This is a genomic window from Pseudomonas sp. M47T1, from assembly GCF_000263855.1.
Taxonomy (GTDB): domain Bacteria; phylum Pseudomonadota; class Gammaproteobacteria; order Pseudomonadales; family Pseudomonadaceae; genus Aquipseudomonas.
Window position 1 is genome coordinate 40,207 of sequence record NZ_AJWX01000030.1, and the last position, 26,677, is coordinate 66,883.

Sequence of the window (26,677 nt, forward strand, 5' to 3'; positions counted from 1 at the left end):
TCCTGTCTTCGAAGTACGTTCTCTTTTGATGAGTGGCTGTTGTCGCAACACCGCCTGGTAACGACAGACGCCGTCAAAAGTGAACAGCTTATTTCCGAGACAGGACACTAGGCGTCCAGCACGGCCCGGACGCGTTCGGTCAATGCCTGCATGGCAAATGGCTTCACCAGCACGTGCATGCCCGGCTCCAATTGTGCCCTGGCGGTCACCGCCTGTTCGGCATAGCCGGTGATGAACAACACTTTGAGCCCGGGACGAATGCGCGCGGCCGCGTCGGCCACCTGGCGGCCATTGAGGCCGCCCGGCAGGCCCACGTCGGTGATCAGCAGGTCGACCTCGCCGGTCATCTGCAACAGGGCCAGGCCGGCCACGCCGTCAGCAGCCTGCAATACCTGGTAGCCCATTTCTTCAAGCTGCTCGGCCACCAGCATGCGCAGGGTGGCCTCATCGTCGATCAGCACCACCGTTTCGCCCAGCCGCGCCGGGCGCGCCACCGGGTCGGCGCACGGCCCCGCGGGTGCTGGCACGTCGCCCAGGTGACGCGGCAGGTACAGGCGCACGGCCGTGCCCTGGCCCAAGCTGGATTCGATGCGCACGCGCCCACCCGACTGGCGCGCGAAGCCGTAGACCATGGACAACCCCAGCCCGGTGCCCTGGCCCAGGGGCTTGGTGGTGAAGAAGGGGTCGAAGGCCCGCTCGATTACCTCGGGGCGCATGCCGGTACCGCTGTCCACCACGCTCAGGCACAGATACTGGCCCTCGGGCAGGTCGTCATCGTTGTGGGTGGGGCGCGACTGTTCGTGGCGCTCGACTTGCAGCACCAGGTGGCCGCCATCGGGCATGGCATCACGGGCGTTGATGCACAGGTTCAACAGCGTGCTTTCCAGCTGGTTGGCGTCCACCAGCACCGTCCACGGCGCGGTTTCGGGGTGCCAATCGAGCACCACGGCAGGCCCCAGGGTCTGGCGGATGAGGTCGTGCAGGTCGTCAATCAGTTGCACCACGTCGGTGGGACGTGGGTCCAGGGTCTGCCGCCGGGCGAACGCCAGGAGCCGGTGGGTCAAGGTTGCGGCGCGGTTCGCCGCGCCATGGGCGGCGTCCAGGTAGCGGTCCAGTTCATTCATGCGCCCCTGGGCGATGCGCCGGCGCAGCATTTCCAGGCTGCCGGTGATGCCGGAGAGCAGGTTGTTGAAGTCGTGGGCCAGGCCACCGGTCAACTGGCCCACCGCCTCCATTTTCTGGCTATGGCGCAGCAACTCTTCGGCCTGGCGCAGGGCCTCGGTGCGCTCACGGTCCTGGGTTACGTCGCGGCCCACGGCATTGAAAAAGCCATCGCCTGGCACTGCGGACCAGTTGATCCAGCGGTAGCCGCCCAGGCTGTCGCGCAGGCGGCAATCAAGGTCGTGCACCGACTCGCCCCTGGCCAGGCGGGCCTGGGCAGCAAGTACCCGAGGCCGGTCATCGGCATGCACCAGGTCGAGCACGTCGCTGCCCTGAAGCTGAGCTTCGCTCCAACCCAGTACCTGCTGCCAGGCCGGGTTCAAGGTCACCACTTCAAGGGTGGGGCGGGTCACCAGGATAATGTCCGAGGACAATTGCCACAGGCGGTTGCGGTCGGCCGTACGCTCAGCCACCTGGCGCTCGAAGCTGGCGGCCAGTTCATGTGTGCGACGCTGGGCCAGGATGGTATCGGTGGTTTCGATCACGGTGTCGAGAAAGCCCACCACCTGGCCGTGCTCATCGCGCAACGGGCTATAGGAAAAGGTGAACCAGGCCGGCTCGAAAAAACCGCGACGGTTGACCATCAAGGGCAGGTCACGGGTGAAGGTTGGCTCTCCCGCCAATGCCCGCAGCGCAATAGGCTCGACGGCGGGCCATACCTCCTGCCACACCTCGTTGAACGCCCGGCCCAGCGCCTCGGGTTTGTCGCCCAGAATGGGGATAAAGGCGTCATTGTGCACCGCCGTCAACGCCGGGCCCCACACCAGGCACGCCGGAAAGGCGTTGGACAGCACCAGTTCCACAGAGATACGCAACGCCTGAGACCACTGCTCCATGGGCCCCAACGGCGTAGCACGCCAGTCGAAACGACGTACTTTCTCGCTCATCTCGCCCTTGGTGGCGGGAAAAGCTCCCAGCGATACTTCCTGCATCGGCTGACTCTTCAATGGCTGAACTCAACAGAATAGACCCTGCGCGAGCGCACACGCCAGCGAGTTCGGGCGCTGCTTACCACTCCAGTTTGTAACCTACCCCATAGATCGACTGGATGGGCTCCTGCCCCGGCGCGGCCTGCTCCAGTTTGCGCCGCAGGTTCTTGACGTGGCTGTCGACGGTGCGGTCGGTGACCACCCGGTGGTCGCTGTACAGGCGGTCGATCAACTGGTCACGGGAAAACACCCGGCCCGGGTGTTCGTTCAGCGCCTTGAGCAAGCGGAATTCTACCGGCGTGAGTTCCAGTTCCACCTGGTTGAAGCGGGCCTTCCAGGTGGTTTCGTCCAGGCGCAGCCCGCCATCACTGACGCTGCGCGGCCGGCGCCGCAGGATAGCGCGGGCGCGGGCCACCACTTCCCGTGGGCTGAACGGTTTGCAGATATAGTCATCGGCGCCCAGGTCCAGGCCCAGCAGGCGGTCCACCTCCTCTACCCGCGCGGTGATGATGATCACCGGCACGTCGCTGAAGGTCCGCAGTTCGCGGCAGATCGCCAGGCCGTCACGCCCGGGCAGCATCAGGTCCAGCAGGATAAGGTCAGGCATGGCTGCGCGCACCGCGGGCAGCACCTCAAGGCCATCGGCAATGCACTGCACCTGATGGCCCGCAGCACTGAGGTAGTCGCGCAGCAGCGCCGCCAGCTTCGGCTCGTCCTCCACCACCAGGATTTGCGCCGGCGTGTCCTGGACAGTCATACAACCTCCAACGGCAGTTCGATGGCCAGCCACAGGCCGCCCAGGGGCGACGATTGAGCCTTGAGGGTACCGCCGTGGGCCTCGACGATGGCATGACTGATGGCCAGGCCCAGCCCGGCACCGCCACTGGCGCGGTTGCGCGAGGCTTCACCGCGGTAGAAGCGCTCGAACAGGCGCGGCAGGAACTCAGCGGCCACGCCGGGCGCCGTGTCCATGAAGTCGATGTGCACCCGCCCCCCTTCGGCGATGGCGCTGACGCGCAGGTGACCGCCGCGGTGGGTGTAGCGCAGGCTGTTTTCCATCAGGTTGTTGAACAATTGCTGCAGGCGCCCTTCATCGGCCAGCACCTGGATGGGCCCGCGATGGGCTTGCAAGTCCAGCCGAATGCCGTGGCTGGCAAAGCGCTCGCGGAACATGGCCGCGGACTGGCCCAGGGTATCCACCACGTCCACCGAATGCTTGCGATAGGACAGCGCCCCCACGTCCGCCAGTGATAGTTCATAGAGGTCGTTGATGAGTTTGCCGAGCATGCCCACCTCGGCCAGCAGCGACTGCAATGATTGGGCATCCAGCTTGCGCACCCCGTCTTCTAGGGCTTCGAGCTCACCGCGCAGCACCGAGAGGGGCGTGCGCAGTTCATGGGAGACGTCAGCCATGAACTCGCGGCGCATGCGCTCGTTGCGCTCAAGCGTCAGGGCCAGCTGATTGAAGTCACGGGCCAACTGCCCCACTTCATCATCGCTGTCCACGGCCACCCGTTCGCTGTAAGTGCCGGCGGCCAGGCGGTGGGTGGCCGCGGCCACGCGGCGCACCGGGCTCAGCAGGCGGCGCGACACCCACCAGACAATCAGTGCGGCCAGGGCCAGGGCCACCATGGCCACGATCAGGCTGGAGGCCAGTTGCTGGCGCATGAAGCGCTCGCCGCCGGCCTCGGTGACGCTTTGCAGAGGCGTGGTGGCCAGCCAGCCGACGGGCTTGCCGTCTACCACGATGGGCAGGCGCAAGGCGTCGTCGCTGACGTCGTTGTAGCCCATGACCGGCTGATTGTCGGCATCCAGCAGGCTGATGCGAAACACCGCGCCGGTCAGGTCGGACACTGGGGTGAAGCGCACCTCTTCATCGGTAGTGGGAGCATCGGGGCGGATCAGTTGGAACCAGGCGTGTGACTGATGGCGCACGAAATCCCAACTGCCGTGCTCACGGTAGGCCTGCACAAAACGTGGCTGCGCTGCACGGGTGCGCTGCTCGGCCAGTTCGTTGATATACCCCAGGAAGCCACGGGTGAAGCTCAGGCCATTGGCAAAGGCCATGGCCAGCACCAGCAGGATCATGGTGGTCATCAGGGCCAGGAAGAGTTTGGTCGAGAGGCGGGTTTTCATCAGGCGATACGCGGGCGGGCTGTAGCCCTGTATTAAGGCGCGCCGGGGGATGGGGTGCAAGGGGCGGGGGTGGAAGTTCTTATTTGCTGCACATTTGGGGAATGTGAGAGGGTTCGAGGTGCCAGGCGAGGTTTTTAGGGTGTTCATCAGATCGCGCGTCGCGTCGCCGCCTGACGCGCAAGCCCGCTCCCACCGTTTGCTTCGGGCCAATTATGTCTATCGCACCACCTGGTCCGCCTTGTTTGCTCATCGCAGATCTGCGTTGATCCCAACAAAACGGTCAAGGTGACCTCACAGACAAAACTGGCCCGGAATAAACGTGGGAGCGGGCTTGCGCGTGAGGCGGCGAAACGCCGCCCACGCGGCGCTCGATGCTGGCCTTGATCAAGATCTCAGGGCGGGCCGACCGCCCCAATCACCCCTTCAAAGTAGCCATGTCAATGACAAACCGGTACTTCACATCACCCAGCAGCATGCGCTCAAACGCTTCGTTGATGTTGCGAATGTCCAACATCTCGATGTCACAGGTAATCCCGTGCTCGGCGCAGAAATCCAGCACTTCCTGGGTTTCTGCGATGCCGCCGATCAGGGAGCCCGCCAGCACGCGGCGTTGCAGCACCAGGTTGGCAGCGTGCAGCGGTGGCGATACCGGTTCGATCAGGCCGACCAGAATGTGCACGCCATCAAAGGTCAGGGTTTGCAGGTAGGGGTTGAGGTCGTGCTGCACCGGGATGGTGTCGAGCAGGAAGTCGAAACGACCGGCCGCGGCAGCCATCTGCGTGTCGTCGGTGGAGACGATGACGTGGTCGGCGCCCTGCTTGCGGGCTTCGGCTGCCTTGCTGGCCGAACGGGTGAACACGGTGACTTCCGCGCCCAGCGCCTTGGCGAACTTGATGCCCATGTGGCCCAGGCCACCCATGCCCAAGATGCCGACCTTGTGGCCAGCGCCCACACCATGGTGCTTGAGCGGCGAATAAGTGGTGATGCCGGCGCACAGGATGGGCGCGGCAGCGGCCAGGTCCATACCTTGGGGAATGCGTACCACGAACTCTTCGCGCACAACGATATGGTCGCAGTAGCCGCCCATGGTGTTGGTGCCGTCGATGCGGTCCGGGGTGGCGTAAGTCATGGTCGGGCCGGCCTGGCAGTATTGCTCCAGGTCCTTGCGGCAGGCCGAGCACTGCTGGCAGGAGTCGACCATGCAGCCCACGCCCACCAAGTCGCCGACCTTGTAGTTGCGCACCGCTGGGCCCACGGCGGTGACCTTGCCGACAATCTCGTGGCCGGGCATCAGCGGGTACACGGCAATGCCCCACTCGTTGCGCGCCTGATGCAGGTCGGAGTGGCACACGCCGCAGTACAGGATATCGATGCTGACATCGTTGGCCCGCGGGTCGCGGCGTTCGAAGGCCAGCGGGGCCAGTGGCGTGGTAGGGGTCAGGGCGGCGTAACCTAGCGCTTTGGACATGCGGTACCTCTTTTGCGATAACAGGGCATAAGCCCTTAAAGCGGCGGCATTGTCCGGATTGGCAGGCGGTTCGGCCATGGGAAATCCTGCGCGATGTATGCCTAATCCTCCGGCACCTGCCGCACACGGGCAAAAATTTGCGATCATGGCACCTTGATTGTCATTTACTGCGGAACCCCTCATGCCCCCCACTTGCCACCTGGACGCCAATGCGCGGCTGGTGTCCCTGCTCCAGCCACTGGCCCACAGCGATGGTTTCCTGCCCACCGCCATCGATGGCCTGCGCGTCGTCAGCTCCCACGGCAATGCTGCCCGCTGCCCACAAATCTATGACCCCAGCCTGATGATCATTGCCCAAGGCAGCAAAATCGCCTACCTGGGGGAGCGCTCGCTGGAATACGGCGCCGGGCATTACCTGGTGCAGGCGCTGCCGGTGCCGTTCCAGTACGAAACCTTCGCCACCGAGCAACTGCCGCTGCTGGGCGTGAGCATTCCCATCGACCGGCTGGTGCTGGGCGAGCTGGTGCTGGCCATGGGGCCCGCCGAGGTCCAGGCACAGACACCGTCGTCGATGGCCAGCGCCGAGCTGGACGAGGACATGCGCTGCGCGGTGGAACGCCTGCTCGAATGCCTGCACGACCCGCAGACCTGTCGGATCCTGGGCCCCTCGCGCCTGCGCGAAGTGCTGTACGCCGCCTTGCGCGGCCCCCAGGGCGGCGTGCTGCGGGCGCTGGTGGAACAGCAGGGCCAGTTCGCCCGCGTGGCCGCCGCCCTGACCTGGCTGCACAGCCATTACGCGCAACCGTTGCAGGTGGACGAGCTGGCTCGCCGCGCCAATATGAGTGCCTCGACCTTCCACGAACACTTCAAGCGCGCCACCCTCGCCTCGCCCATCCAGTACCTCAAGCAACTGCGCCTGATCAAGGCGCGCTCGATGCTGGTGGCCGAGAGCATGAGCGTCAGCCAGGTAGCCCACCGCGTGGGCTACCAGAGCAGCTCGCAGTTCAGCCGCGAGTACAAGCGCTACTTTTCGCGCAGCCCGGCGCAGGAGCGACTGCCGCGCGCGGCCGGGGTGGAGCTGTGAAGCTTCGCTTGCAACTGAGCGTCAAGTCGCACGAAAAGCTCGGATAACGGCTACAAAGTCGCTGCGAAGCGCCCCTTTATGCTGGGTGGATGATCATCATCCCCCACCTCACAAGGACGTGCGCATGAAATACTTCCTCCCTTTCCCACCCGCCCTGCGCGGCGTGGTCGCCGCCGTGCTGATCGGCCTGCTGCCGGTGGCCAGCGGCTTGCTGGTGATGCGCTGGCACGTGGAACGCAGCCTCGCGGTCGAAGCCGGCCATATCGCCGGCGAGGCGGTGCGCCAGGTCGACAACATCATCGACCAGGCCGCCCAGAGCGCCAAGCGACTGATGCCACTGGCGGGCCAACCGTGCGCAGCGGTACTGCAGCGAATCCGCGACGAAGTCACCCTGGAGCCTCTGGTGCGCTCGGCCAATCTGCTGCGTAACCAGCAGGCGTACTGCAGTTCCTTCTATGGCGCCTACCAGCGCACCGTGGACGCCACTGAATACTCCGACCACAACCTGCTGCTGCGCGCCAGCAACTCGGTCACGCCCGACGAAGCCTCGCTGGTGTACCGCCACTACGAGCAGCCACTGGGGGTACGGGCGGTGATCGACGGCCGCACCCTGGCCAGGGTGCTGCGCCAGATCGAAGGCAACGCGACGTTGGTGTTGCAGGTGGGCGATGCGCTGCTGTGGAGCAACGGTTCGATCAGCGACGGCGACGGCCCTGACCATGCCGAACACCACACCCTGCTGGCCTCCGAGCGGTATGGCTACCAGATGCACAGCGGCTTTGCCCCCGGCAGTACCCGGGCACACCTCAAGACCCAGGCGCTGTCCACCGTGGGCGGACTGTTGCTGCTGGGCGTATTGACCGGCGGCGTGTGCCATTGGCTGTACCGCCGGCCGCGGCGTTGATGCGCAGCCACCGACATGGCAACGGCTACCCGGTGGTAGCCGCTGCCGTCAGGTTGCACTGGTTCTGAAGGGCTCGACCAGGGGCGTCACGAACCAGACGCTTGGGCACTCAGCACCCCGCGCTGCACCTGGTCCCGTTCGATGGATTCAAACAGCGCCTTGAAGTTGCCCTCGCCAAAGCCGTCGTCGCCCTTGCGCTGGATGAACTCGAAGAACACCGGGCCCATCAGCGTCTGCGAGAAAATCTGCAACAGCAAGCGCTGGTCGCCCTGCTGCGACGAACCATCGAGCAGGATACCCCGTGCCTGCAACTCGCCCACCGGCTCGCCATGGCCGGGCAGGCGCCCTTCAAGCATCTGGTAGTAGGTGTCGGGCGGCGCGGTCATGAAGCGCATGCCGATGGCCTTCAGCGCGTCCCAGGTCTTGACCAGGTCCTGCGTGAGGAAGGCCACGTGCTGGATGCCTTCGCCATTGAACTGCATCAGGAACTCTTCGATCTGCCCGGCGCCTCGGGATGACTCTTCGTTGAGCGGTATACGGATCATGCCGTCCGGGGCGGTCATGGCCTTGGAGGTGAGCCCGGTATACTCGCCCTTGATGTCGAAGTAGCGGATTTCACGGAAATTGAACAGTTTCTCGTAGAACCCCGCCCAGTAAGCCATGCGCCCGCGATACACGTTGTGGGTCAGGTGGTCGATGATCTGCAGGCCGGCGCCCACCGGGTTGCGGTCAATACCGGGCAGCCAGTTGAAGTCGATGTCGTAGATGGAGCTGCCTTCGCCGAAACGGTCGATCAAGTACAGCGGTGCGCCGCCGATGCCCTTGATGGCTGGCAGGTTCAGCTCCATGGGGCCTGTGGGAATCTCGATGGGCTGCGCACCCAGTTCCAGCGCCCGGGCATAGGCTTTATGCGCGTTGGCCACGCGAAAGGCCATGCCGCACACCGACGGGCCATGCTCGGCGGCGAAGTAGGACGCCACGCTGTGCGGCTCATTGTTGAGAATCAGATTGATACTGCCCTGGCGGTACAGGTGCACGTCCTTTGACCGGTGCTCGGCCACCCGGGTGAAACCCATGATCTGGAAAATAGGCTCCAGCGTGTTGGGCGTGGGCGATGCGAATTCAATGAATTCAAAGCCCATGAGGCCCATGGGGTTTTCAAAGATATCGGCCATGATTGGCTCCTCGGCAGTGCGCTAATGACGAAAGGTAGTCGTTTGCTCAGGCACGTGTTCGAGGAGGCGCGCAAGGGATGCCCCGCACGCTGCGGGCGAGAAAGTCACCAAAGATCAATTTGAACCCGAGTCGCTTCATGTGGACTCATTCCCCGCCGGTTTATTCTTGTATGCGTAAATTGATTCTACAGCGCGTAATTGATTTTGTCCCCTACCGGTTTTCCCGTCGCCCCACGTGCACATTGCGTCGGGATTTGCCGGGCAACCCGGCAAAAATTGCCTATGGTTGAAGCTACCGCGTCCACTACAGGTGTCATGCCATGGAAATCGAAACGCTCTTTGCCGACCTGCACAGCCTGCCGAGCATTCCCAAGGTAGCCCAGGACCTTATTCAACAGTTCGACAGCCCGTCCACCAGCCTGGAAAGCGTGGCGCGCAATATCGAGAAAGACCCGGTGATTGCCGCCAAGATCCTGCGCCTGGCCAACTCGGCGCGCTTTCGCGGCGCCCGCGAATCATCCAGCATCGAAGATGCCGCGCTGCGCCTGGGCTTCAACACGTTGCGCACGCTGGTACTGGCCTCGGCCGTGACCGGTGCGTTCAAGGCCAGCGCCAACTTCGACCTCAAGGGTTTCTGGCTCAAGAGCTTCCAGGTGGCCGGGATTTGCCGCCTGCTGGCCAAGCAGTCCGGTGTGGACCCTGAAACCGCGTTCACCTGCGGGGTGATGCACAACATCGGCGAACTGCTGATCCAGACCGGCGCGCCAATGGTGGCCGCGCAGATCAACCACGCCCACAAGGCCGGCAACGCGGGCCGTGCGGCCAGCGAAACGCTGCACCTGGGCTTCGGCTACCCCGAGGTAGGCGCCGAACTGGCCCGTCGCTGGCAGCTGCCAGCGTCCATCCAGCAAGCCATCGCCTTCCAGGCCCGGCCCATGCAGGCGCCGCCACCGGGCGAGCTGCCACGCCTGGTGGCCCAGGCCATCGCCATCTCCGACGCGCTGCAAAGCACCGCCGGTGATACCGACGAGGCACGCCAGGTGGTGAGCGGGCCGCTGCTCGAGGGCATCGACCTGGAAGCGCTGTTCACCGCCCTGCCCGCTGTGCTGGAGGCCGACAAGGCGTTTGCCGAGTTGTTGACCTGATTCGTTCGCGGCGGCCCTGTAGCTGCCGGAGCTGCCGCCACGCTGCGCAAAGGTGCGCAGCGTGGCGGTGTCTGAGCAATTGCGGGCGTGCCTTGCACGCCTTCGCAGTTTTTTTGGCAGCGCCCGCGGGGGTAATCAGGGTCGCCACGTGATACGAATGACGCCAAAGGAATGTTTCCGGCGCCCCGGGGTCAGAGGTTGTGACGACCTCAATCACCGGGAGTACAGGATGAAGATCACGACATGGACCGCAATGGCGGTCGTGGTGGCAAGTCTGGGTGGCGTGACCGGCATGGCCCAGGCCGCCGAGTCTACCGAGCCTGCGGTGCAGATACCGGGTACCGACACGGGCCAGTTCAAGGTGGGCGACAAGATCCCCGACCATTTCCGCCGCGGCTCCGAAGAGGTCAAGGACTGGAAGGCGCGCGGCCTCTCCGCCCCCGAGGACGACAAGAGCCACTGGGTGCGGGTGAACGACAAGTACGTGCTGGTGCAACTGAGCAACAGCGTCATCGAGAAAATCGTGCCGGTAAAACGCTGAACAAAAGCCCCTTCGTGGGCTTTTCCGCAGGAAAACAAAAAACCCGCCGAAGCGGGTTTTCTTCAAGACCATCCAACTCCTTGTCGGCAGCCCTCCGGGCCAATGGTCGATCTTCCCTGATCCCGCCGCACTCCTGTGCGGCAGTTGATGGATCCAACTATACGGTGATGTCGCCGGTTGCCATAGAGGAGATCAGCAGCAGCGCGTGTAAGCATTTACCTACACGACGGCAAACAATGATTGGACGCTAACGATTCACTTCCCTAACCTTGCGCCCTTGTCCGGCGCTTAAGGTTCCTGCTGCCCATGTCTTCCGTGTTCAACGTTCTGCTGCCCATTTTCGCCTTGATTTTGGTAGGTTTCGTGTGCCGACGCACCAACCGCCTGGGGGCCACGGCCGCCTCGGAAATCAACCGCATGGTGGTATGGCTATGCTTGCCTGCCCTGCTATTCACGGCCACCGCCACGGCCACCTGGGAGCAGATCTGGCACCCCGGCTTTGTGGCCACCTTTACCCTGGGCACCCTGGCCATGTTCGTGCTTACCCTGGCGCTGCGCTGGAAGAAGGCCGGGCATTTCGCCGACGCCAGCATTGATGCCCTGAGCGCGTCCTACGCCAACACCGGCTATATCGGTATTCCCTTGTGCGTGATGGTGCTGGGCAGCAACGGCCTGGAGCCGGCCTTGATTGCCTCGTTGCTGGTGGTGTGCGTGCTGTTCGGGCTGGCACTGGTGTGCATCGAAGTGGGCTTGCAGAGCGAAGCACGGGTGCACCGCATCGTGCTCAAGGTGCTGGTGGCGCTGGCCAGGAACCCCCTGGTGATTTCACCGATCCTGGGCGCCTGCTGGGCCATGACCGGCGTACCACTGCCCGCCCCCGCCAGCAAGTTCCTCAGCCTGCTGGGGGCGGCCACCACGCCGTGCGCGCTGATTTCCCTGGGGCTGTTCCTGGCCCAGAAACAACAAGGTCCCCGCCAGGGGACCTCGATGCTGGTGCTGATCAAGCTGGTGGCCCACCCGCTGCTGACCTGGTTCCTGGCCTACAAGGTGTTCCACCTGCCGCCCTTGTGGGCGCATTCGGCGCTGCTGCTCAGCGCCCTACCCACCGGCACCGGGCCGTTCATGCTGGCCGAGTACTACAAGCGCGAGGCGTCGGTGGTGTCCAGCACCATCCTGATCTCCACACTGGGCTCGCTGGCGACCCTGTCGATCTGCCTTTACATTATCAACCATTGAGGGCTCAGCCCTTCAGCGCCACTGCCACCGCGTCGGCCACCGGCGTGGTGGGCCTGCCGATCAGTGTGCTCAGCACCTTGCTGTCATCAAACAGCGCACCCTTGGCGGCGGCCGCGTCCGAATTGGCCAGCAGCTCGGCCACAGGCTCAGGCAGGCCAACCTGTACCAGCACCGCTTTGTATTCGGCTTCGGGCAGGTTCTTGTAGGGCACGGTCTTGCCGGCCTGGCGCGACACTTCGGCGGCCAGTTCGGCCAGGGTGTAGCTGCCGTCACCCGCCAGTTCGTAGGTTTTGCCCACATGGCCTTCGCTGCTCAGCACCACTGCGGCCGCTTCGGCGTAGTCGGCACGGGCGGCCGAGGAAATCCGCCCCTCGCCGGCGCTGCCCAGCAAGGCATCGTGGGCCACCGCAGCCGGCACGCCGGCGCTGTAGTTTTCGTTGTACCAGCCGTTGCGCAGCAACACATGGGGCACGCCGCTGGCACCCAGCGCCTGTTCGGTCTGCACGTGCTCGGCGGCCAGGCCCAGCGCCGAACCCACGGCGTGCAGCACACTGGTGTAGGCCAGCAACTTGACCCCGGCCTGCTTGGCGGCGTTGATCACGGCCTGGTGCTGAGTGGCGCGCTGCCCCAGTTCGTTGGATGAGATCAGCAGCAGTTTGTCGATGCCTTGCAGGCCAATCACCATGGCTTCGGGCTGGTTGTAATTGAAGTCACGCACGCTGACGCCACGCTTTTCCAGGTCGGCGGCTTTCTCCGGGTGGCGCGCCAGGGCGACGATCTGATCGGCAGGAACGCGCTTGAGCAGCGCGTGGATAACAAGACGACCCAGCTGACCGGTGGCACCAGTGATTGCAATCATGAGAATTTCCTAGGCAAGTGATGGAAGAGAGACCACCCTATAGCCTAAACTAACGGAAAGTAAGTACGCACATTAAGGTAAGTATTGATGACCGAGCACTCCTTTCAGGCACAGGCCCGCCGTGGCGAGTTGATGCACGCCGACTGCCCTTCGCGCGAAGTGCTCAAGCACGTCACCAGTCGCTGGGGGGTGTTGGTATTGGTGATTCTGTCGGGGGGCATGCACCGCTTCAGCGACTTGCGGCGCAAGATTGGCGGGGTCAGCGAGAAGATGCTTGCCCAGACCTTGCAGGGCCTGGAAGGCGACGGGCTGGTGTTGCGTACCTCATTGCCGGTGGTGCCGCCCCACGTGGAATATCGCCTGACGCCCTGGGGCGAAGAAGCGGCGGCGCTGGTAGGCAATCTGGCCGACTGGATCGAGCGTACCCTGCCGCAGATCATGGCGCACCGCGAAAGCGCGTAGCCGCACCGCCAGGCTGCGCGGCCCCCTGAGTACGCTGGAGATTTTCAGCCAGCGCAGCCTGCCGCAGCAGCTACAAGTCGGCAGGCGCGATGGATGGGGTTGTGGTTAACCCGGGCAGGTCCAGCTGTTGGCGGCGCGGGCGATCTGGGTAGCCAGTTGGCCGATGGCTTTCTGGTGCGCCAGCACCAGGTCGTTCATGGCCACGCCCGATGGTTCGCGGATCACGCTGCCACAGGTCAAGCTGCGACGCTTCTGGCCGTCATTGCGCTGGCTCAGGCTCCACACCACGTCAATCAGCGCGTACTGCCCCGGCAGCGAGTCGAAACGGCGCACGTCGGTCTGCAACGACACCACCGGCTTGTCCGCCACCTTCGGCAGGCCCGCCAGGTCACGGGTGCCCAGCTTCAGCTCAAGCTGGCCGGCCAGGGCATCATGGAACTCGTCGGCCAGGGGCGCGCCCCAGCGTTCGGTTTCCAGGATAGCCAGGGCGCCGGTGCTCTGGCGCACCACCATCTGCGGCTGGTCGACCTGCACCGGCATGCGCACGCCCAGCATTTCGAACTGGAACGCCGGCGCCGCGACGGCTTCAGGGTTCTGCGGGGCCGTGGGCACCAGGGTGTAGTAATGGGTTGGCGCCGAGCTGCAGGCCGCCAGGCCCAGGGTGGCCAGCAAGGCCAGGGAACGAAGGGTCATGGCGGTCATTCCTGATCAGGTTCACGAGAGGTTGACGACGTCGGCTGGTACGCATCCGGCTTGCCATCCTTGAGGCGCCCGCGGATCAATGCCTCTGGGTGACGGCCCAGGAAATCGGTAAGCACACGCACCGAGCGTGCCGTGCGCTGTACTTCATCCAGGGCCTGGCCCAGCTGCTGACGCTGCGGCGAGTCCTCGGCGAAGCTGTCGTTGGCGGTGGCCAGGGTTTTCTTGGTTTGCACCAAGGTGTCACGCATCTGCGGCAGCACCTGGCCGTTGACGTTCTCCAGGGTCTTGTTCAACTGCCCCAGGCTGCCATTGAGGTTGTCGGCGATCTGGTCGATCGGGATTTTGCTCAGCTTGTCGACAAAGGCCTGCAGTTGCTCCTGCAGCTTGTCCAGGCTGCCCGGCACGGTCGGAATCACCATGGGCCGGGCGTTCTGGTCGAACGGCACCGACTTGGCGTTGGGAATGAAGTTCATCGAAATATACAGCTGGCCAGTCAGCAGGTTGGCGCTGCGGGCCTGGGCGCGCAGGCCATGACGCACGAACTGGCCCATCAGCAGCGCACCCTTGGCGTCGTCTTCGCCGCCCATTTGCGCCAGTAGCTTGTCGTGGGCCTTGCCCAGGCGGTTGGGGTAGATCACCGCACCGATGACGGTGGGGAAGGTTTCGGCCTTGGCGTCATAGTCCAGGTCCACCGACACCACCTTGCCCACGTTCACGCCCAGGAACTCCACCGGAGCGTTCACCGCCAGCCCGCGCAGCGACTGGTCGAAGCGCATCTGCACGTAGCGCGCCTCGCCATCGGGTGGCGCCACGGCGGTTTCCTGGTCGTCGAACAGGGTGAACTGCGCGCCTTCGTCGGCCAGGGCCTTGTCGGTGCTGTAGTTGGGTTCGATGAAGGCAATGCCGCCGGACAGAATCGAGGCCACCGACTGGGTGTTCACTTTCAGGCCATTGGCGCCCAGGGTGACGTCCACGCCGCTGGCGTTCCAGAACCGGCTGTCCTTGCGCACGTACTGGTCGTTGGGGGCGCTGATGAAAACATCCACGTCCACGCCCTTGCCGTCATCGGCCAGGTGGTAGGACACTACCTGCCCCACCTGGATGCGCCGGTAATACACGGCCGAACCGATGTCCAGCGAGCCCAGGTCGGCGGTGTGCAGGGTGAAGCGCTTGCCCTTCTGCCCGTAGGTGATGGCAGGCGGGTTCTCCAGGCCCACGAAGTTCTTTTCAGTGTCTTCGGCGTTGCCCGGGTCGGCGCCGATGAAGGCACCTGACAGCAGCGTATCAACACCCGACACGCCACCTGCGCCAATGCGCGGGCGCACCACCCAGAACCGTGCGTCGCGGGCAGTGAAGGCCTTGGCCGACTGGTCCAGCTCGATGGTGGCGTCGATATGGCTGCGGTCGCTGCTCAGGGCAATGGAGTTGACCTTGCCGATGACCACGTTCTTGTATTTGACCTGGGTCTTGTTGGCCTCCAGGCCTTCTGCGGTCATGAAGCTGACCACGATTTGCGGGCCGGCCGACAAGGCCTTGTGCACCACCATCGACACGCCGATAAGCGCGGCCACGATCGGCACCAGCCAGACCAGCGAGACGTTGAAGCGTCGACGCCGAATCTCGGGGCTCGAAGGCGTGAGGGTGGAACTTGGGTGATCAGGCATCTTCAACCTCTGCGTCCCAGATAAGCCGGGGATCAAAACTCATGGCGGCCAACATCGTCAGCACCACAACCAAACCAAAAAACAGAATGCCCAACCGCGGCTCGATACTGCTCAGTGAATGAAACTGCACCAGGGCGGCGACCAGCGCCACCACCAGCACGTCGAGCATGGACCAGTAGCCGATGATCTCGATCAGGCGGTACAGCTTCGAGCGTTCGCGCATGGCCCACTGGCTGCGGCGCTGGCAGGTCACCAGCAAGGTGCCCAGCACCACGAACTTCATGCACGGCACGGCCACGCTGGCGATGAAAATCAACAGGGCGATGTCCCAGGAACCACTTTCCCAGAACTCCATGACCCCGCTCATGATGGTGTTCTCGCTGCCACTGCCGAACATGTCGGTGTACATCACCGGCAGCAGGTTGGCCGGGATGTAGAAAATCAGGCTGGCGATCAGGAACGCCCAGGTACGCCCCAGGCTTTCCGGCTTGCGCCGGTGCACCACGGCGTCGCAGCGCGTGCAGTAATGCGTACCTTCGGCGCAGGCCTGGCCACAGGTATGGCACAGCACCAGTTTCAAGTCGCGGGCATAGGGCGGCAGGCTCACGGGATAACCCCTTCAAGCTCGGTCCACAGGTGGCGGATGCCCTTGCCGGAAATCAGAATGATCAACACTGTGAGCATCGCCAGCGACCACAGGCCCAGGCCCGGGTGCACGTCCAGAATGCCACCCAGTTTGACGATGGCCACCAGGATGCCCAGCAGGCACACCTCCAGCATGCTCCACGGGCGCAGGTGCTCCAGGGCGCGCATGCAGGCCTTGAAGCCCGGCGCGGCGGTGCCCACCACGGCGAAGCTGAGCACCCAGCACAGCAAGATGATCTGCAGCATGGGCGCCAGGATGATGGTGAGCCCGGCCACGGCGGCGATCAGGCTGATGCGGCCCTGGGCCAACGCTTGCACCGACTGCCACAGGGTGGCCTCGTTGCTCAGCCCCTGCATGCTGATGGAGATGACCGGGAAGGCATTGGCAAAGCAGAAGACAATGGCGGCGCAGATCGACAGCGCCAGCAGCTGCTGGGTACTGAGTTGGCCGCCACGCGCCAGGATGGCGCCGCAGCGCGTGCAGCGTGCCGTCTGCCCGCGCCCCAGGGGCGTGGGCTGGTACACCGAGTCGCAATGCTCGCAGATGGTCCAGTCTGGTGTGTTCATGAGGCTCTTTGACACGGGTGGGAGCGGCATTTTCCTTTGAATGGTGGCACCGCGTCTAGTTCAGCGTAGGATACACATACAATTGCGCGGGCTATCGGACTAGATGGGTAGCGTACCGTCGCCCTGCCCCAGGCTGCGCTGCATCAACACCGTGTCCAGCCAGCGCCCGTGCTTGAACCCCACCGATTCCAGCACGCCCACGCGGCGAAAGCCCAGGCGCTCGTGCAGCTTGAGCGACGCCACGTTGGCACTGTCGCCCACCACCGCCACCATCTGCCGCCAACCGCCCTGCTCGCACCGGGCAATCACCTCGGCAAGCAGCAACGCCCCCAGCCCCTGGCCGCCCATGCCGCTTTTCAGGTACACCGAGTTTTCGCAGGTAAACCGGTAGGCCGGCCGCGGCCGATACAGGGTGGCGTAGCCATAGCCCACCACCTCGCCGTCCACCTCCAGCACCTGATAAGGCAGGCCGGCTTCGCGCACAGCGCCCCAGCGTTCCTGCATTTGCGCCACCGTGGGCGGGGTCAGTTCGAAACTGGCGGTACCGTGCAGCACATGATCGGCATAGATGGCCTGGACAGTGGCCATGTCATCGGCCGTGGCGTCACGCAGGTGGGAGGCAAGGGGCATGGGGCGCGTCCTGTGGGAAAGTGAGTGGCATATTGCCCGGCGATTCATCCAAAATAAAGCTATGATCGGCGCACCTTCGCATCAGAAAAACTTAGACATGGCCGCGCTGAACCTTGTTCACCTTCACACCTTCACGCACGTCATGGCCTATGGCAGCTTCTCTGCCGCGGCCGTGCACCTGGGGCTCACGCAGCCGGCCGTGAGCCTGCAGATCCGCCAGCTGGAGGCGCGCCTGCAAGTGCGTCTGATCGAGCGCGTGGGGCGGCGACTGGCCCCTACCCCTGCCGGCACTACCTTGCTGGAGCATACCCGACGTATCGACGCAGTGGTGGACCAGGCCCTGTACGACCTGGCCAGCCATGCCGACGGGGTGGCCGGCAGCGTGGCCATCGGCACCGGCGCCACCGCCTGCATCCACCTGCTGCCGCCCATGCTGCAGACATTGCGCCAGCAGTACCCGGCCCTGGATGTACGCGTGACCACCGGGCACACCGACGCCATGCTGCGCGACGTGGAACACAACCGCCTGGACCTGGCGCTGGTGACCTTGCCCGCCAGTGGCCGTAGCCTGGTGGTGACACCGTTGCTGGAGGACCCGTTCGTGGCCATCTTTGCCGAAGACGCCAGCCTGCCCGCCCGGCTGACGGCGGCCAACCTGGCGGAACTGCCGATGGTGGCGTTCGAATCGGGCAGCGGCACGCGCCTGCTGATTGATGAGTGGTTTACCCAGGCCGGGGTGCGCCTGCGCCCGGTGATGGAGCTGGGCAGCATCGAGGCGATCAAGGAGATGGTGGCTGCGGGGCTTGGCTTCAGCATCGTCCCGGCCATGGCGGTGCATGCCCTGCACCACCGCCGCGGCCTGCAGATTCAGCCGCTGACGCCCATGCTCAAGCGTACCCTGGGGCTGGTGTTGCGTCAGGACAAGCGGCTGAGCAAGGCCTTGCAGACCGTGGTTGAAGCCCTCCGCTCGTTGGCCCGGTAGGCGCTGCCGCCAAGCTGCGAACAGGTGGGGACGCGATTGCAGCCCCACCGATGAAAGTCCAGCGGACCTTTTCGCAGCCTTACGGCCGCTGCTACAGGTCAACGTTGCTTCAGGCGGTCGATGATCACGGCGATCAGCAGGATAGTGCCGCGGATCACGTACTGGTAGAAGGTGTCGATGTTCTTCAGGTTCATGGCGTTTTCGATGATCGCCAGAATCAGCACGCCGGCAATCACGTGGCGGATCATGCCGATGCCGCCGCTCAACGATACACCCCCCAGCACACAGGCGGAGATCACCGTCAGCTCGAAGCCCTGGCCCACCATGGGTTGGCCGGAGGTCATGCGCGACGCCAGTACCACGCCCGCCAGCGCACCCACCAGGCCATGCACGGCGAAGATGATGATCTTGGTGCGGTCCACGTGCACGCCTGCCAGCCGCGCGGCTTCCTGGTTGCCGCCAATGGCCATGGTGTTGCGCCCGTAGGTGGTGTAATTGAGCAACCAACCGAAGAAGATGAAGCAGATAACCGTGATCAGGATCGGCACCGGCACGCCGCCGATCTGGCCGTTGCCGAACACGTAGAAGCCTTCATTCATCACCCCCACCGCCTTGCCGTTGGAGAAGATGTAGGCCAGGCCTCGGACGATCTGCATAGTGGCCAAGGTCGCGATCAAGGCGTTAATGCGCAGCTTGGCGATCACGATGCCGTTGATGAGCCCCACGATCAGGCCCATGCCCAGGGCGGCTGACACGCCCAGGAAGACGCTGTTGGTGTCACGCATCACTACGGCGGCGATAACACCGGCGCAGGCGATCACCGACCCGACCGACAGGTCGAAATGCCCGGACGCCAGGCAATACAGCATGGTGCAGGCCGCGATGCCGGTGGTGGAAATCGCCAGGCCCAGGCCACGCATGTTCATGGGTGATAGAAAGTTGTCGATCACCACAGCACACAGCGCAAAGATGCACAGGGCCGCCAGCAGCATCGCCCACTCATCGAGGAAACGGCGCATGTTCAGTCCTTGCCGCGGAGCGTGCAGGGTTGTGGGAGTGGTCATAAGCACCTCGGTTATTATTGTTCAGCCACGGGTACGTGGCAGTGCCAATTGCAGCAGACGGGATTCGTCGGCCTGTTCGCGACTCACTTCGCCGGTCAGCGCGCCTTCGCTCATCACCAGGATGCGGTCGCTGATGCCCATCACTTCCATCAGGTCGCTGGACACCACGATCACCGCGATGCCCTTGGCCGCCAGGTTGTGGATGATCTGGTAGATCTCGGACTTGGCACCGATGTCGATGCCGCGCGTTGGCTCGTCGAGCAACAGTACCTTCATGGGCATCGACAGCCAGCGGCCGAGAATGGCCTTCTGCTGGTTGCCGCCCGACAGGAACATGATCTGCTGGGCCGGGCTGGGGGTTTTCACATTCATGGCGCTGATCTGCTGGCGTGCGTTGTCCCGCTCCCAGCGCCCCTGCAGCAGGCAACCCAAGTAGGCATGCCGGCTGCGCGCACCGATATTGATGTTTTCCGCCACGCTGGACAGCGGCACGATGCCTTCTTTCTTGCGGTCTTCGGGGCACAGCAGGATGCCGGCATCAATGGCCTGACGCGGGTTTTTCAGGTGCAGCGGCTGGCCTTCGAGTTCAACGCTGCCGGCGCTGTGGCGAGCCAGGCCCGACAACAGGCGCAGCAGTTCGGTGCGGCCGGCGCCCACCAGGCCAAAGAAACCCAGCACCTCGCCCTTGTTCAGGGTAAAGCTCACCGGTTCTTGCAGGCCTGGGCCCAGCAGGTCGCGCACGTGCAGGGCCGGACCATGCTGTTCGCGGGGGCGGTAGTCGTAGATGTCCTGGATGTCCCGGCCGACCATGCACGTCACCAACTGGTCATGGGTAAGCTGGGCCATGTCGTCGAAAGTGCGGATGAAGCGGCCGTCCTTGAACACCGTGACGGCGTCGCAGATGCGGAAGATCTCTTCCATGCGGTGGGACACATAGAGGATCACCCTGCCCTCATCGCGCAAACGGGTGATGATGGTCATCAGCCGGTCGATCTCGCGAGCCGACAGGCTGCTGGTGGGCTCGTCGAAGGCAATGACGTGGGCATTGCGCGACATGGCCTTGGCGATTTCCACCAACTGGCGCTGGCCCAGGGACAGTTCGCCCAAGCGGGTGTTGGGGTCAATCTCGTCGGCCAGGCCCTTGAGCAGCTCACGGGCACGGCGGACCATGGCGCCGCGGTTGACCAAGCCGAACCGCGCTGGCATATGGCCCAGCAGCAGGTTTTCGGCCACGGTCATTTCCGGCACCAGGTGCAGTTCCTGGTGAATCACCGCCACACCGTTGGCGATGCTGTCGGCCGCCGACTTGAAGGCCATGGGCTGATCGCCGATCAGCACCTGGCCAGCGCTGGGCTGGTAGGCACCGCCGAGGATTTTCAGCAGGGTGGACTTGCCCGCGCCATTCTCTCCCATCAGCGCCAGCACCTGGCCTGGGTAAGCGGTGAAGCTGATGTCGGACAGGGCGCGCACGCCGGGGAAATTCTTGCCGATGGCGTCGAAACGCAGGCTGCCGTTGGCGGTTTGTTGTTGTATTGCCGTGGATGCTTGCATAAAAAAGGCACTCTGTGATCAGACCTTGGTCCGCGGCGCTCGCTTCGCGGACACGGTCCGCTCCTACCGGGAAGCACGTATCTGCAGGAGCGGACCGCGCCCGCGAAAGGCGCAACGCGGTCGCCCGCCGGGCGTTACTTCCAGAGACCGATTTTGGTCAGCACGTCCTGGAAGTTGGCGCGGGTGATCAGGGTCACGTCGTCCATGGCGGTGTACTTGGGCGGTTCCTTGCCGGTGGTGACCCACTCGTACATTTGCGAAGCGGTGTTGTAGCCCTCTTTGTCAGGGCTGGGCAGCATCGAGCCGTAGAAACCGCTTTCCGGTTTTTTCAGTTCGTCGATGGCGTCAGTACCGTTGATACCCACGCCGATCACGTGCTTGGCATCGAAGTTGGAGGCCGCCGCGCGCACGCCGCCCAACACGGTATTGTCGTTCATGCCGCCGATGATCAGGTTCTTCGCCGCGCCCGGCAGCTTGACCAGCGCCGAGTTGGTGGCGTCCATGCTGCCCGGCACATCCAGGGTTTTCTGCGCGGTAAACAGGATATGGTCAGCCGGCAGGCCGGCCTTTTTCAGCGAGTCCACTGAACCGTCGGTGCGCTTCTTGCCGGTGTCCAGTTCGTTGAAGGTGTTGATGATGGCGTAGGTTTCCTTCCAGCCATCCTTGTCGAAACCACGGCGCTTGGCTTCATCGGCCATGGCGGCACCCTGCTTCTGGCCCACCTCGAAGGCGGCCATGCCCAGGTACGGCACGTCCTCCATGAACTTGCCGCTGGCGTCGATGAAGCGGTCATCCACGGCCATGACCTTGAGGTCGTTGGCCTTGGCCTTGGCGACAATGGCCGGGCCCAGGGACACGTCCGGCGGGCAGATGACGAAGCCCTTGGCACCGTTGGCAGCCAGGCTGTCGATGGCTGACAGGGTTTTCTCGCCATCAGGCACGGCGATCTTGATCAGGGTGAAGCCCTTGTCTTTGGCGGCTTTTTCGGCGAAGGCCCATTCGGTCTGGAACCAGGGCTCTTCAGCCTGCTTGACCAGGAAACCGATCTTGACCTCGTCGGCAGCCGAAGCTGCAGACCCCATGCCCAGAATGGCGGTGGCAACGGCGGCACAGCACAGGGAACGAATCCCATGACGACTCAACATAGCTAACTCCTTGTTCTTATTTGATATAGCTACAGCGTCCAGCGGTTTGAGTGGCGCACCCGCTACGGGGGCGATTTACAGTCTTAGCATGTAATCCGGTACATCTATGTAACGTAGTGTCACCCGGCGAAACGCTGGCAAGGCTGGCCCGCAACGCCGACATCGGCCCACAGCACCGCACCATCCAGGGGGTTGTCACTGCCTGCCTGGCACGAGCTGGTGACGTACAGTCGGCTCAGGTCCGCGCCGCCGAACACGCAACTCGTGGGGTGCTCCACTGGCAATTCGACCACTCGGTCCAAACTGCCGTCGGGGGCAAAGCGCAGCAGGCAATGGCCGCCCCAGCGCGCATTCCATACGAACCCCTGGGCGTCCATGGCCGAACCATCCGGGTCGCCGCGCGGGTGCTGGGCCGCCCATACGTGGCGGGGGCCGGGCAAGCCTTGCGCGTCTAGTGGGTAGTGATAGATCACGCCGTCCAGGGTATCGGCGCTAAGCAAGGTGGTGCCGTCGGCGGTCCACAGCAAGGTATTGACGATGCCTTGCCCTTCGAGCAGCGCCTCTACGCGCGCCTGCTCGTCGATGCGAAACAGGCCGCCACTGCGGCGCTCCAGGGGCAGGTCGGCGCCTTCCGCGTCCAGGTTATTCTGCATGCTGCCCAGCCATAGGCGCCCCTGGGGGTCGCAACGCGCCTCGTTGGCGCGGTTGCCCGGCACCGGGTCGGCCTGGCACCACAGCGTGATGCGCGGGGCATGGGGCGGGGAATCAAGGTCTAGGCGATGCACGCCGCTGGCCAGGGTCACCAGGGCGTCACCGGCCTGGGTGGGAATGAACGCCGAGACCGGCTCGCTCAATTGCCAGTGCCGCAGCTCGCCGTCCTGAAGGCGGCACGCCTTGAAGCCGGCGATGTCCACCCAGTAGAGCGCCTGGGTGGGGGCGTCCCAGAACGCGCCTTCGGCGAGCCGGTAACGCAGGGGGTTGAGTGCCTGCCAATTCATGTCACGCCCTTCTGTTCTTATTGTTGTCGCTGAGGCCTGTGTTCGGCTACAGCATCACTAAATAGTATTACCATTTATTTTTCAAGTGGTGTTTTTTCGACTATATAAGCTTGCTGAAACAAAAACCAAGGCAAATAGTCTGACCAATAGACCGGAATTTTCCCAAAGCATCCGCCAAAACAACAAAAAGGAAGGCTTACCATGCAATCACACTTCACCCTCGCCAGCCTCGGACTCTCCATCATGATGGCCAGCCTCACCGCCCACGCCGCCGGCCTGAGTGCCGAGCGCGGCAGCTTTGGTGCGCTGCCCGACGGCACCGCCATTGAAAAATACACCCTGAAGAACAGCCACGGCATGCAGGCAACCATCATTACCTATGGCGGCATCCTGCAATCGCTGCTGGTGCCGGACAAGCACGGCAAGGTAGCCGACGTAGTACTGGGCTTCGATGACCTGCACGGCTACCAGTCCAACCCCACCGTGTACTTTGGCGCCACCATCGGCCGCTACGGCAACCGCCTGGCCGAGGGGCGCTTCAGCCTCGACGGCACGCAGTACCAAGTGCCCACCAACGATGGCCCCAACTCGTTGCACGGCGGTACCCAGGGGTTTGACAAGCATGTGTGGAAAGCCCAGCCCAGCAAGGCCAAGGACAGCGTTGGCGTGACCCTGACCTACGTGTCGGCCGACGGTGAAATGGGCTTCCCCGGCACCTTGAATACCCAGGTGACCTACAGCCTGAACGACAAGAACGAGCTGCGCATCGAGTACCGTGCCACCACCGACAAACCCACGGTGCTCAACCTCACCAACCACAGTTATTTCAACCTGGCCGGTGCCGGCAATGGCGATATCCTCAAGCAAGTGGCCACGGTCTACGGTTCCCACTACACGCCAGTGACCGCCAAACTGATTCCCACTGGCGAGCTGGCCCCCGTGGCGGGCACGCCCATGGACTTCCTCAAGCCCACCGCCTTTGGCACGCACATCAAGGACGACCACCCGCAGCTGAAATTTGCCGAGCCCAAGCAAGGCGGCTTCGATTTCAACTGGGCGCTGGACACCAAGGGCGATGTGAAGAAACTGGCCACCGAGGTTCGCGACCCGGCGTCAGGGCGAGTGTTGCAGCTTTACACCACAGAGCCTGGGGTGCAGCTGTACACCGCCAACTTCCTCGACGGCACGGTGCATGGCAAGGGTGGCACGGTGTACCCGCACTGGGGCGCCTTCACCCTGGAAACCCAGCATTACCCGGACTCGCCGAACCAGCCAGCGTTCCCAAGCACGCGGCTTGATCCGGGCAAGGCGTACACCCAGACCACCGTCCTCAAGTTCAGCGCCAAGTAGGCCTGTAGCCGATGCCGCCAGGCTGCACGTGAGTGGTATGGCGGTTAGGCGGCGGAGTGTTTGGGATGCAGCGGCGCTGCCGCCACCGGGTCTGCCTTGGTGGCAGGCGTGGGGCTGGCGTATTCGGGCTTGAGGTGGCCATTGGCGTCCAATAGCCAGGCATCGAGGATCTGCCGCACCACGGGGCCGGCGACACGACCGCCGGCCTCGCCGTTTTCGATCATCACCGACACCACGATCTTCGGATGTTCGGCCGGCGCAAAGCCGACGAACAAGGCGTTGTCGCGGTTGCGTTCCAGAGTCTTGAGGCGGTTGTAACGCTCGCCCTGCTTGATTGCCACCACCTGGGCGGTACCACTTTTGCCGGCAATGCGGTATTGCGCGCCCTGGGCCGCCGCACGGGCGATGCCACGCGGGTCGTGCATCACCAACTGCATGCCGTGGTTCACCTGCTCCCAGTACTGCGGGTTGCGCAAGACGATGTTCGGCATCGGGTTCTCGTCCACCGGCGTCACCCCACCCACGGTCTCGGCAAGGTGCGGACGATGCCATACGCCCTTGGCGGCAATCAGGGTGGTGGCCTGGGCCAGTTGCAGCGGCGTGACCTGCATGTAGCCCTGGCCAATCCCCAGGATCAAGGTTTCACCCGGGAACCAGGCCTGGCGCCGCGTGGCGCGCTTCCACGCCGGCGATGGCATGAGCCCAGGCGCCTCTTCGTACATGTCCATGGACACTTTCTGACCCAGGCCGAAGCGGGTCATGTAGTCATGCAAGCGGTCCACCCCCAGCTTGTGGGCCAGGTCATAGAAGTAGGTGTCGTTGGAACGCATGATGGCCGCGTCCATATCCACCCAGCCGTCACCGCTGTGGTTCCAGTTACGGTACTTGTGGTCGTAGTTGGGCAGCTCGTAGTAGCCCGGGTCGAACACCCGCGACTGGGCCGTGGTGGCGCCGCTGTCCAGGCCGGCGATGGCCACTTCCGGCTTGATGGTCGAACCGGGCGCATACAGGCCGCGCAACGCGCGGTTGAACAACGGCCGGTCAATGGAATCACGCAGGCTGGCGTACTGCTTGAAGCTGATGCCGGTCACGAACAGGTTGGGGTCGAAGGCTGGCTTGCTGACCATGGCCAGCACCTCGCCCGTCTCCGGATCGATGCACACCACCGAACCCCGACGGTCGCCCAGTGCGTCCTCGGCGGCCTGCTGCAAGTGAGCGTCGAGGCTCAGCACAATGTTTTTGCCGGGGATGGGGTCGGTGTGGCGGAGCACGCGCATCACCCGCCCCTGGGCATTGGTTTCCACTTCCTCGTAACCCACATGGCCATGCAGTTCGGCTTCGTAGAAGCGCTCGATGCCGGTCTTGCCCACCGACTGCGTACCGCGGTACTCGGTCTGGTCGAGGGTTTTGGCTTCTTTTTCGTTGATTCGGCCCACGTAGCCTACCGAGTGAGCAAAGTGCTCGCCCAGCGGGTATTCGCGCACGAACTGCGCTTCCACGTCGATGCCCGGCAGCAGGTACTGGTTGACCGCGACCTTGGCTATCTGATCTTCGGTGAGCTCGTACATCAAGGTGACGGGTTCGAATGGGTGGCGAACGCGCTTGAGTTCCTTGTCGAACTGTTTGCGGTCGTCGTCGGTCAGGCCGAGGATCTGCACCACTTCATCCAGTACATGCTTGTAGTCCCCTGCCCGCTCGCGCGTGAGGGTCATGTTGAAGCTGGGCCGGTTGGTGGCCAATACCACGCCATTGCGGTCGTAGATCACGCCGCGCTCGGGGGGAATGGGCAGCACGTGAACCCGGTTGTTCTCGGAAATGGTGGAGTGGTAGGCGAATTCGATGACCTGGAGGAAATACAGGCGGCCGACCAGTGCGAAACTCAGGGCCAGAACAAAGACAGCACAGGCAATCAGACGGCGGTTGACCAGGCGTTTTTCTTTTTCGTGATCTTTCAGGGGAATGGGTTGTGGCATTAAACCGCTCTAACGACAAAAAAATGGACAAGACAGCAGTCCCCGAACACCTCGACACGCCTGCCAGAAGGGGCAAACGCCGGTTTCAGGGGGTGAAACGCCCTCCGGGCGCGTAGGAAATAGAGCCAAATACCGTAGGTAGCATGTGCGGCGAGCGCGATGGTAACGAATGCACCCTGTAGGCCTCAAGGCTGACGTCCCGCAGGCCGACGTAGCGCGTGCCAGCGGGTCGATTATGCCGATTTT

The 26,677-nt window shown here is 63.8% G+C and carries 24 protein-coding genes; 8 read left to right on the forward strand and 16 right to left on the reverse strand.

Going from position 1 to position 26,677, the window contains the following annotated elements; all coding sequences use genetic code 11:
* Positions 1 to 107: 107 nt before the first annotated feature.
* The 4 genes from PMM47T1_RS24230 to PMM47T1_RS24245 form a co-directional block, all read right to left on the reverse strand.
* Entirely contained in the window at positions 108 to 2,153 is a 2,046-nt protein-coding gene (locus tag PMM47T1_RS24230) for a hybrid sensor histidine kinase/response regulator (RefSeq protein WP_008373975.1), read from the reverse strand.
* Between the two features lie 76 nt (positions 2,154 to 2,229).
* Positions 2,230 to 2,907, reverse strand: coding sequence for a response regulator (locus PMM47T1_RS24235; protein ID WP_008373976.1), 678 nt, complete (start codon positions 2,905 to 2,907; stop codon positions 2,230 to 2,232).
* The gene (locus PMM47T1_RS24240; RefSeq protein WP_008373978.1) at positions 2,904 to 4,286 is read right to left on the reverse strand and encodes an ATP-binding protein; all 1,383 of its coding nucleotides are present in this window, start codon (positions 4,284 to 4,286) and stop codon (positions 2,904 to 2,906) included. Before PMM47T1_RS24240 ends, PMM47T1_RS24235 begins: the two co-directional genes overlap by 4 nt.
* A 415-nt stretch (positions 4,287 to 4,701) precedes the next feature.
* Complete coding sequence (locus PMM47T1_RS24245) at positions 4,702 to 5,754, reverse strand: NAD(P)-dependent alcohol dehydrogenase (RefSeq protein WP_008373980.1); 1,053 nt, start codon at positions 5,752 to 5,754, stop codon at positions 4,702 to 4,704.
* A 181-nt stretch (positions 5,755 to 5,935) separates the two neighbouring features.
* Here PMM47T1_RS24245 and PMM47T1_RS24250 point away from each other — a divergent pair, with 181 nt between their 5' ends.
* Both PMM47T1_RS24250 and PMM47T1_RS24255 read left to right on the forward strand, forming a co-directional pair.
* Entirely contained in the window at positions 5,936 to 6,838 is a 903-nt protein-coding gene (locus tag PMM47T1_RS24250; protein WP_008373981.1) for an AraC family transcriptional regulator, read from the forward strand.
* 124 nt (positions 6,839 to 6,962) lie between these two features.
* Positions 6,963 to 7,742, forward strand: coding sequence for a CSS-motif domain-containing protein (locus tag PMM47T1_RS24255; protein WP_008373982.1), 780 nt, complete (start codon positions 6,963 to 6,965; stop codon positions 7,740 to 7,742).
* 86 nt (positions 7,743 to 7,828) lie between these two features.
* Here PMM47T1_RS24255 and hppD read toward each other — a convergent pair whose 3' ends face one another.
* Entirely contained in the window at positions 7,829 to 8,917 is a 1,089-nt protein-coding gene (gene hppD, locus PMM47T1_RS24260; RefSeq protein WP_008373983.1) for a 4-hydroxyphenylpyruvate dioxygenase, read from the reverse strand.
* Between the two features lie 320 nt (positions 8,918 to 9,237).
* Here hppD and PMM47T1_RS24265 point away from each other — a divergent pair, with 320 nt between their 5' ends.
* The 3 genes from PMM47T1_RS24265 to PMM47T1_RS24275 all read left to right on the forward strand — a co-directional run bounded on the left by PMM47T1_RS24265 (position 9,238) and on the right by PMM47T1_RS24275 (position 11,839).
* Positions 9,238 to 10,062: an HDOD domain-containing protein gene (locus PMM47T1_RS24265; RefSeq protein WP_008373984.1), complete on the forward strand. Its 825-nt coding sequence runs from the start codon at positions 9,238 to 9,240 to the stop codon at positions 10,060 to 10,062.
* Positions 10,063 to 10,291: 229 nt separating this feature from the next.
* Positions 10,292 to 10,603, forward strand: a complete 312-nt coding sequence (locus tag PMM47T1_RS24270; protein WP_043301488.1) for an RcnB family protein — start codon at positions 10,292 to 10,294, stop codon at positions 10,601 to 10,603.
* A gap of 306 nt (positions 10,604 to 10,909) precedes the next feature.
* Entirely contained in the window at positions 10,910 to 11,839 is a 930-nt protein-coding gene (locus PMM47T1_RS24275) for an AEC family transporter (protein WP_008373986.1), read from the forward strand.
* Positions 11,840 to 11,843: 4 nt separating this feature from the next.
* Here the strand turns inward: PMM47T1_RS24275 and PMM47T1_RS24280 are convergent, their stop codons facing one another.
* Positions 11,844 to 12,698, reverse strand: coding sequence for an SDR family oxidoreductase (locus PMM47T1_RS24280; RefSeq protein WP_008373988.1), 855 nt, complete (start codon positions 12,696 to 12,698; stop codon positions 11,844 to 11,846).
* Between the two features lie 87 nt (positions 12,699 to 12,785).
* Here PMM47T1_RS24280 and PMM47T1_RS24285 point away from each other — a divergent pair, with 87 nt between their 5' ends.
* Entirely contained in the window at positions 12,786 to 13,160 is a 375-nt protein-coding gene (locus PMM47T1_RS24285) for a winged helix-turn-helix transcriptional regulator (protein WP_008373990.1), read from the forward strand.
* A 105-nt stretch (positions 13,161 to 13,265) separates the two neighbouring features.
* On the opposite strand, the gene PMM47T1_RS24290 is transcribed toward PMM47T1_RS24285, so the two are convergent.
* The 5 genes from PMM47T1_RS24290 to PMM47T1_RS24310 all read right to left on the reverse strand — a co-directional run bounded on the left by PMM47T1_RS24290 (position 13,266) and on the right by PMM47T1_RS24310 (position 17,368).
* On the reverse strand, positions 13,266 to 13,853 hold the full coding sequence (locus tag PMM47T1_RS24290) for a PqiC family protein (RefSeq protein ID WP_008373993.1): 588 nt from the start codon (positions 13,851 to 13,853) through the stop codon (positions 13,266 to 13,268).
* A 5-nt stretch (positions 13,854 to 13,858) separates the two neighbouring features.
* Positions 13,859 to 15,526 carry a PqiB family protein gene (locus PMM47T1_RS24295; RefSeq protein ID WP_008373996.1) on the reverse strand — a complete coding sequence of 556 codons (1,668 nt, stop codon included), beginning with the start codon at positions 15,524 to 15,526 and terminating at the stop codon, positions 13,859 to 13,861.
* Complete coding sequence (locus PMM47T1_RS24300) at positions 15,519 to 16,133, reverse strand: paraquat-inducible protein A (protein ID WP_008373998.1); 615 nt, start codon at positions 16,131 to 16,133, stop codon at positions 15,519 to 15,521. The genes PMM47T1_RS24295 and PMM47T1_RS24300 overlap by 8 nt, the downstream gene beginning before the upstream one ends.
* Complete coding sequence (locus PMM47T1_RS24305) at positions 16,130 to 16,738, reverse strand: paraquat-inducible protein A (RefSeq protein ID WP_008374000.1); 609 nt, start codon at positions 16,736 to 16,738, stop codon at positions 16,130 to 16,132. The genes PMM47T1_RS24300 and PMM47T1_RS24305 overlap by 4 nt, the downstream gene beginning before the upstream one ends.
* A 99-nt stretch (positions 16,739 to 16,837) precedes the next feature.
* On the reverse strand, positions 16,838 to 17,368 hold the full coding sequence (locus PMM47T1_RS24310; protein ID WP_008374002.1) for a GNAT family N-acetyltransferase: 531 nt from the start codon (positions 17,366 to 17,368) through the stop codon (positions 16,838 to 16,840).
* A 97-nt stretch (positions 17,369 to 17,465) separates the two neighbouring features.
* On the opposite strand from PMM47T1_RS24310, the gene PMM47T1_RS24315 reads away from it, so the two are divergent.
* Entirely contained in the window at positions 17,466 to 18,350 is an 885-nt protein-coding gene (locus PMM47T1_RS24315; RefSeq protein WP_008374004.1) for a LysR family transcriptional regulator, read from the forward strand.
* A gap of 98 nt (positions 18,351 to 18,448) precedes the next feature.
* On the opposite strand, the gene araH is transcribed toward PMM47T1_RS24315, so the two are convergent.
* The 4 genes from araH to PMM47T1_RS24335 form a co-directional block, all read right to left on the reverse strand.
* The gene (gene araH / locus PMM47T1_RS24320; protein ID WP_043301489.1) at positions 18,449 to 19,414 is read right to left on the reverse strand and encodes an L-arabinose ABC transporter permease AraH; all 966 of its coding nucleotides are present in this window, start codon (positions 19,412 to 19,414) and stop codon (positions 18,449 to 18,451) included.
* A gap of 21 nt (positions 19,415 to 19,435) precedes the next feature.
* Positions 19,436 to 20,965 (reverse strand): L-arabinose ABC transporter ATP-binding protein AraG, encoded by a 1,530-nt coding sequence (gene araG / locus PMM47T1_RS24325; protein WP_008374006.1) that lies wholly within the window; start codon positions 20,963 to 20,965, stop codon positions 19,436 to 19,438.
* Positions 20,966 to 21,099: 134 nt separating this feature from the next.
* The gene (locus tag PMM47T1_RS24330; protein WP_008374007.1) at positions 21,100 to 22,110 is read right to left on the reverse strand and encodes a substrate-binding domain-containing protein; all 1,011 of its coding nucleotides are present in this window, start codon (positions 22,108 to 22,110) and stop codon (positions 21,100 to 21,102) included.
* A 119-nt stretch (positions 22,111 to 22,229) separates the two neighbouring features.
* Positions 22,230 to 23,108: an SMP-30/gluconolactonase/LRE family protein gene (locus PMM47T1_RS24335; RefSeq protein ID WP_008374008.1), complete on the reverse strand. Its 879-nt coding sequence runs from the start codon at positions 23,106 to 23,108 to the stop codon at positions 22,230 to 22,232.
* 201 nt (positions 23,109 to 23,309) lie between these two features.
* Between PMM47T1_RS24335 and PMM47T1_RS24340 the strand changes: the two genes are divergently transcribed.
* Positions 23,310 to 24,458, forward strand: a complete 1,149-nt coding sequence (locus PMM47T1_RS24340; RefSeq protein WP_008374009.1) for an aldose epimerase family protein — start codon at positions 23,310 to 23,312, stop codon at positions 24,456 to 24,458.
* A 44-nt stretch (positions 24,459 to 24,502) separates the two neighbouring features.
* On the opposite strand, the gene mrdA is transcribed toward PMM47T1_RS24340, so the two are convergent.
* Complete coding sequence (gene mrdA, locus PMM47T1_RS24345; protein WP_008374011.1) at positions 24,503 to 26,431, reverse strand: penicillin-binding protein 2; 1,929 nt, start codon at positions 26,429 to 26,431, stop codon at positions 24,503 to 24,505.
* Positions 26,432 to 26,677 lie beyond the last annotated feature (246 nt).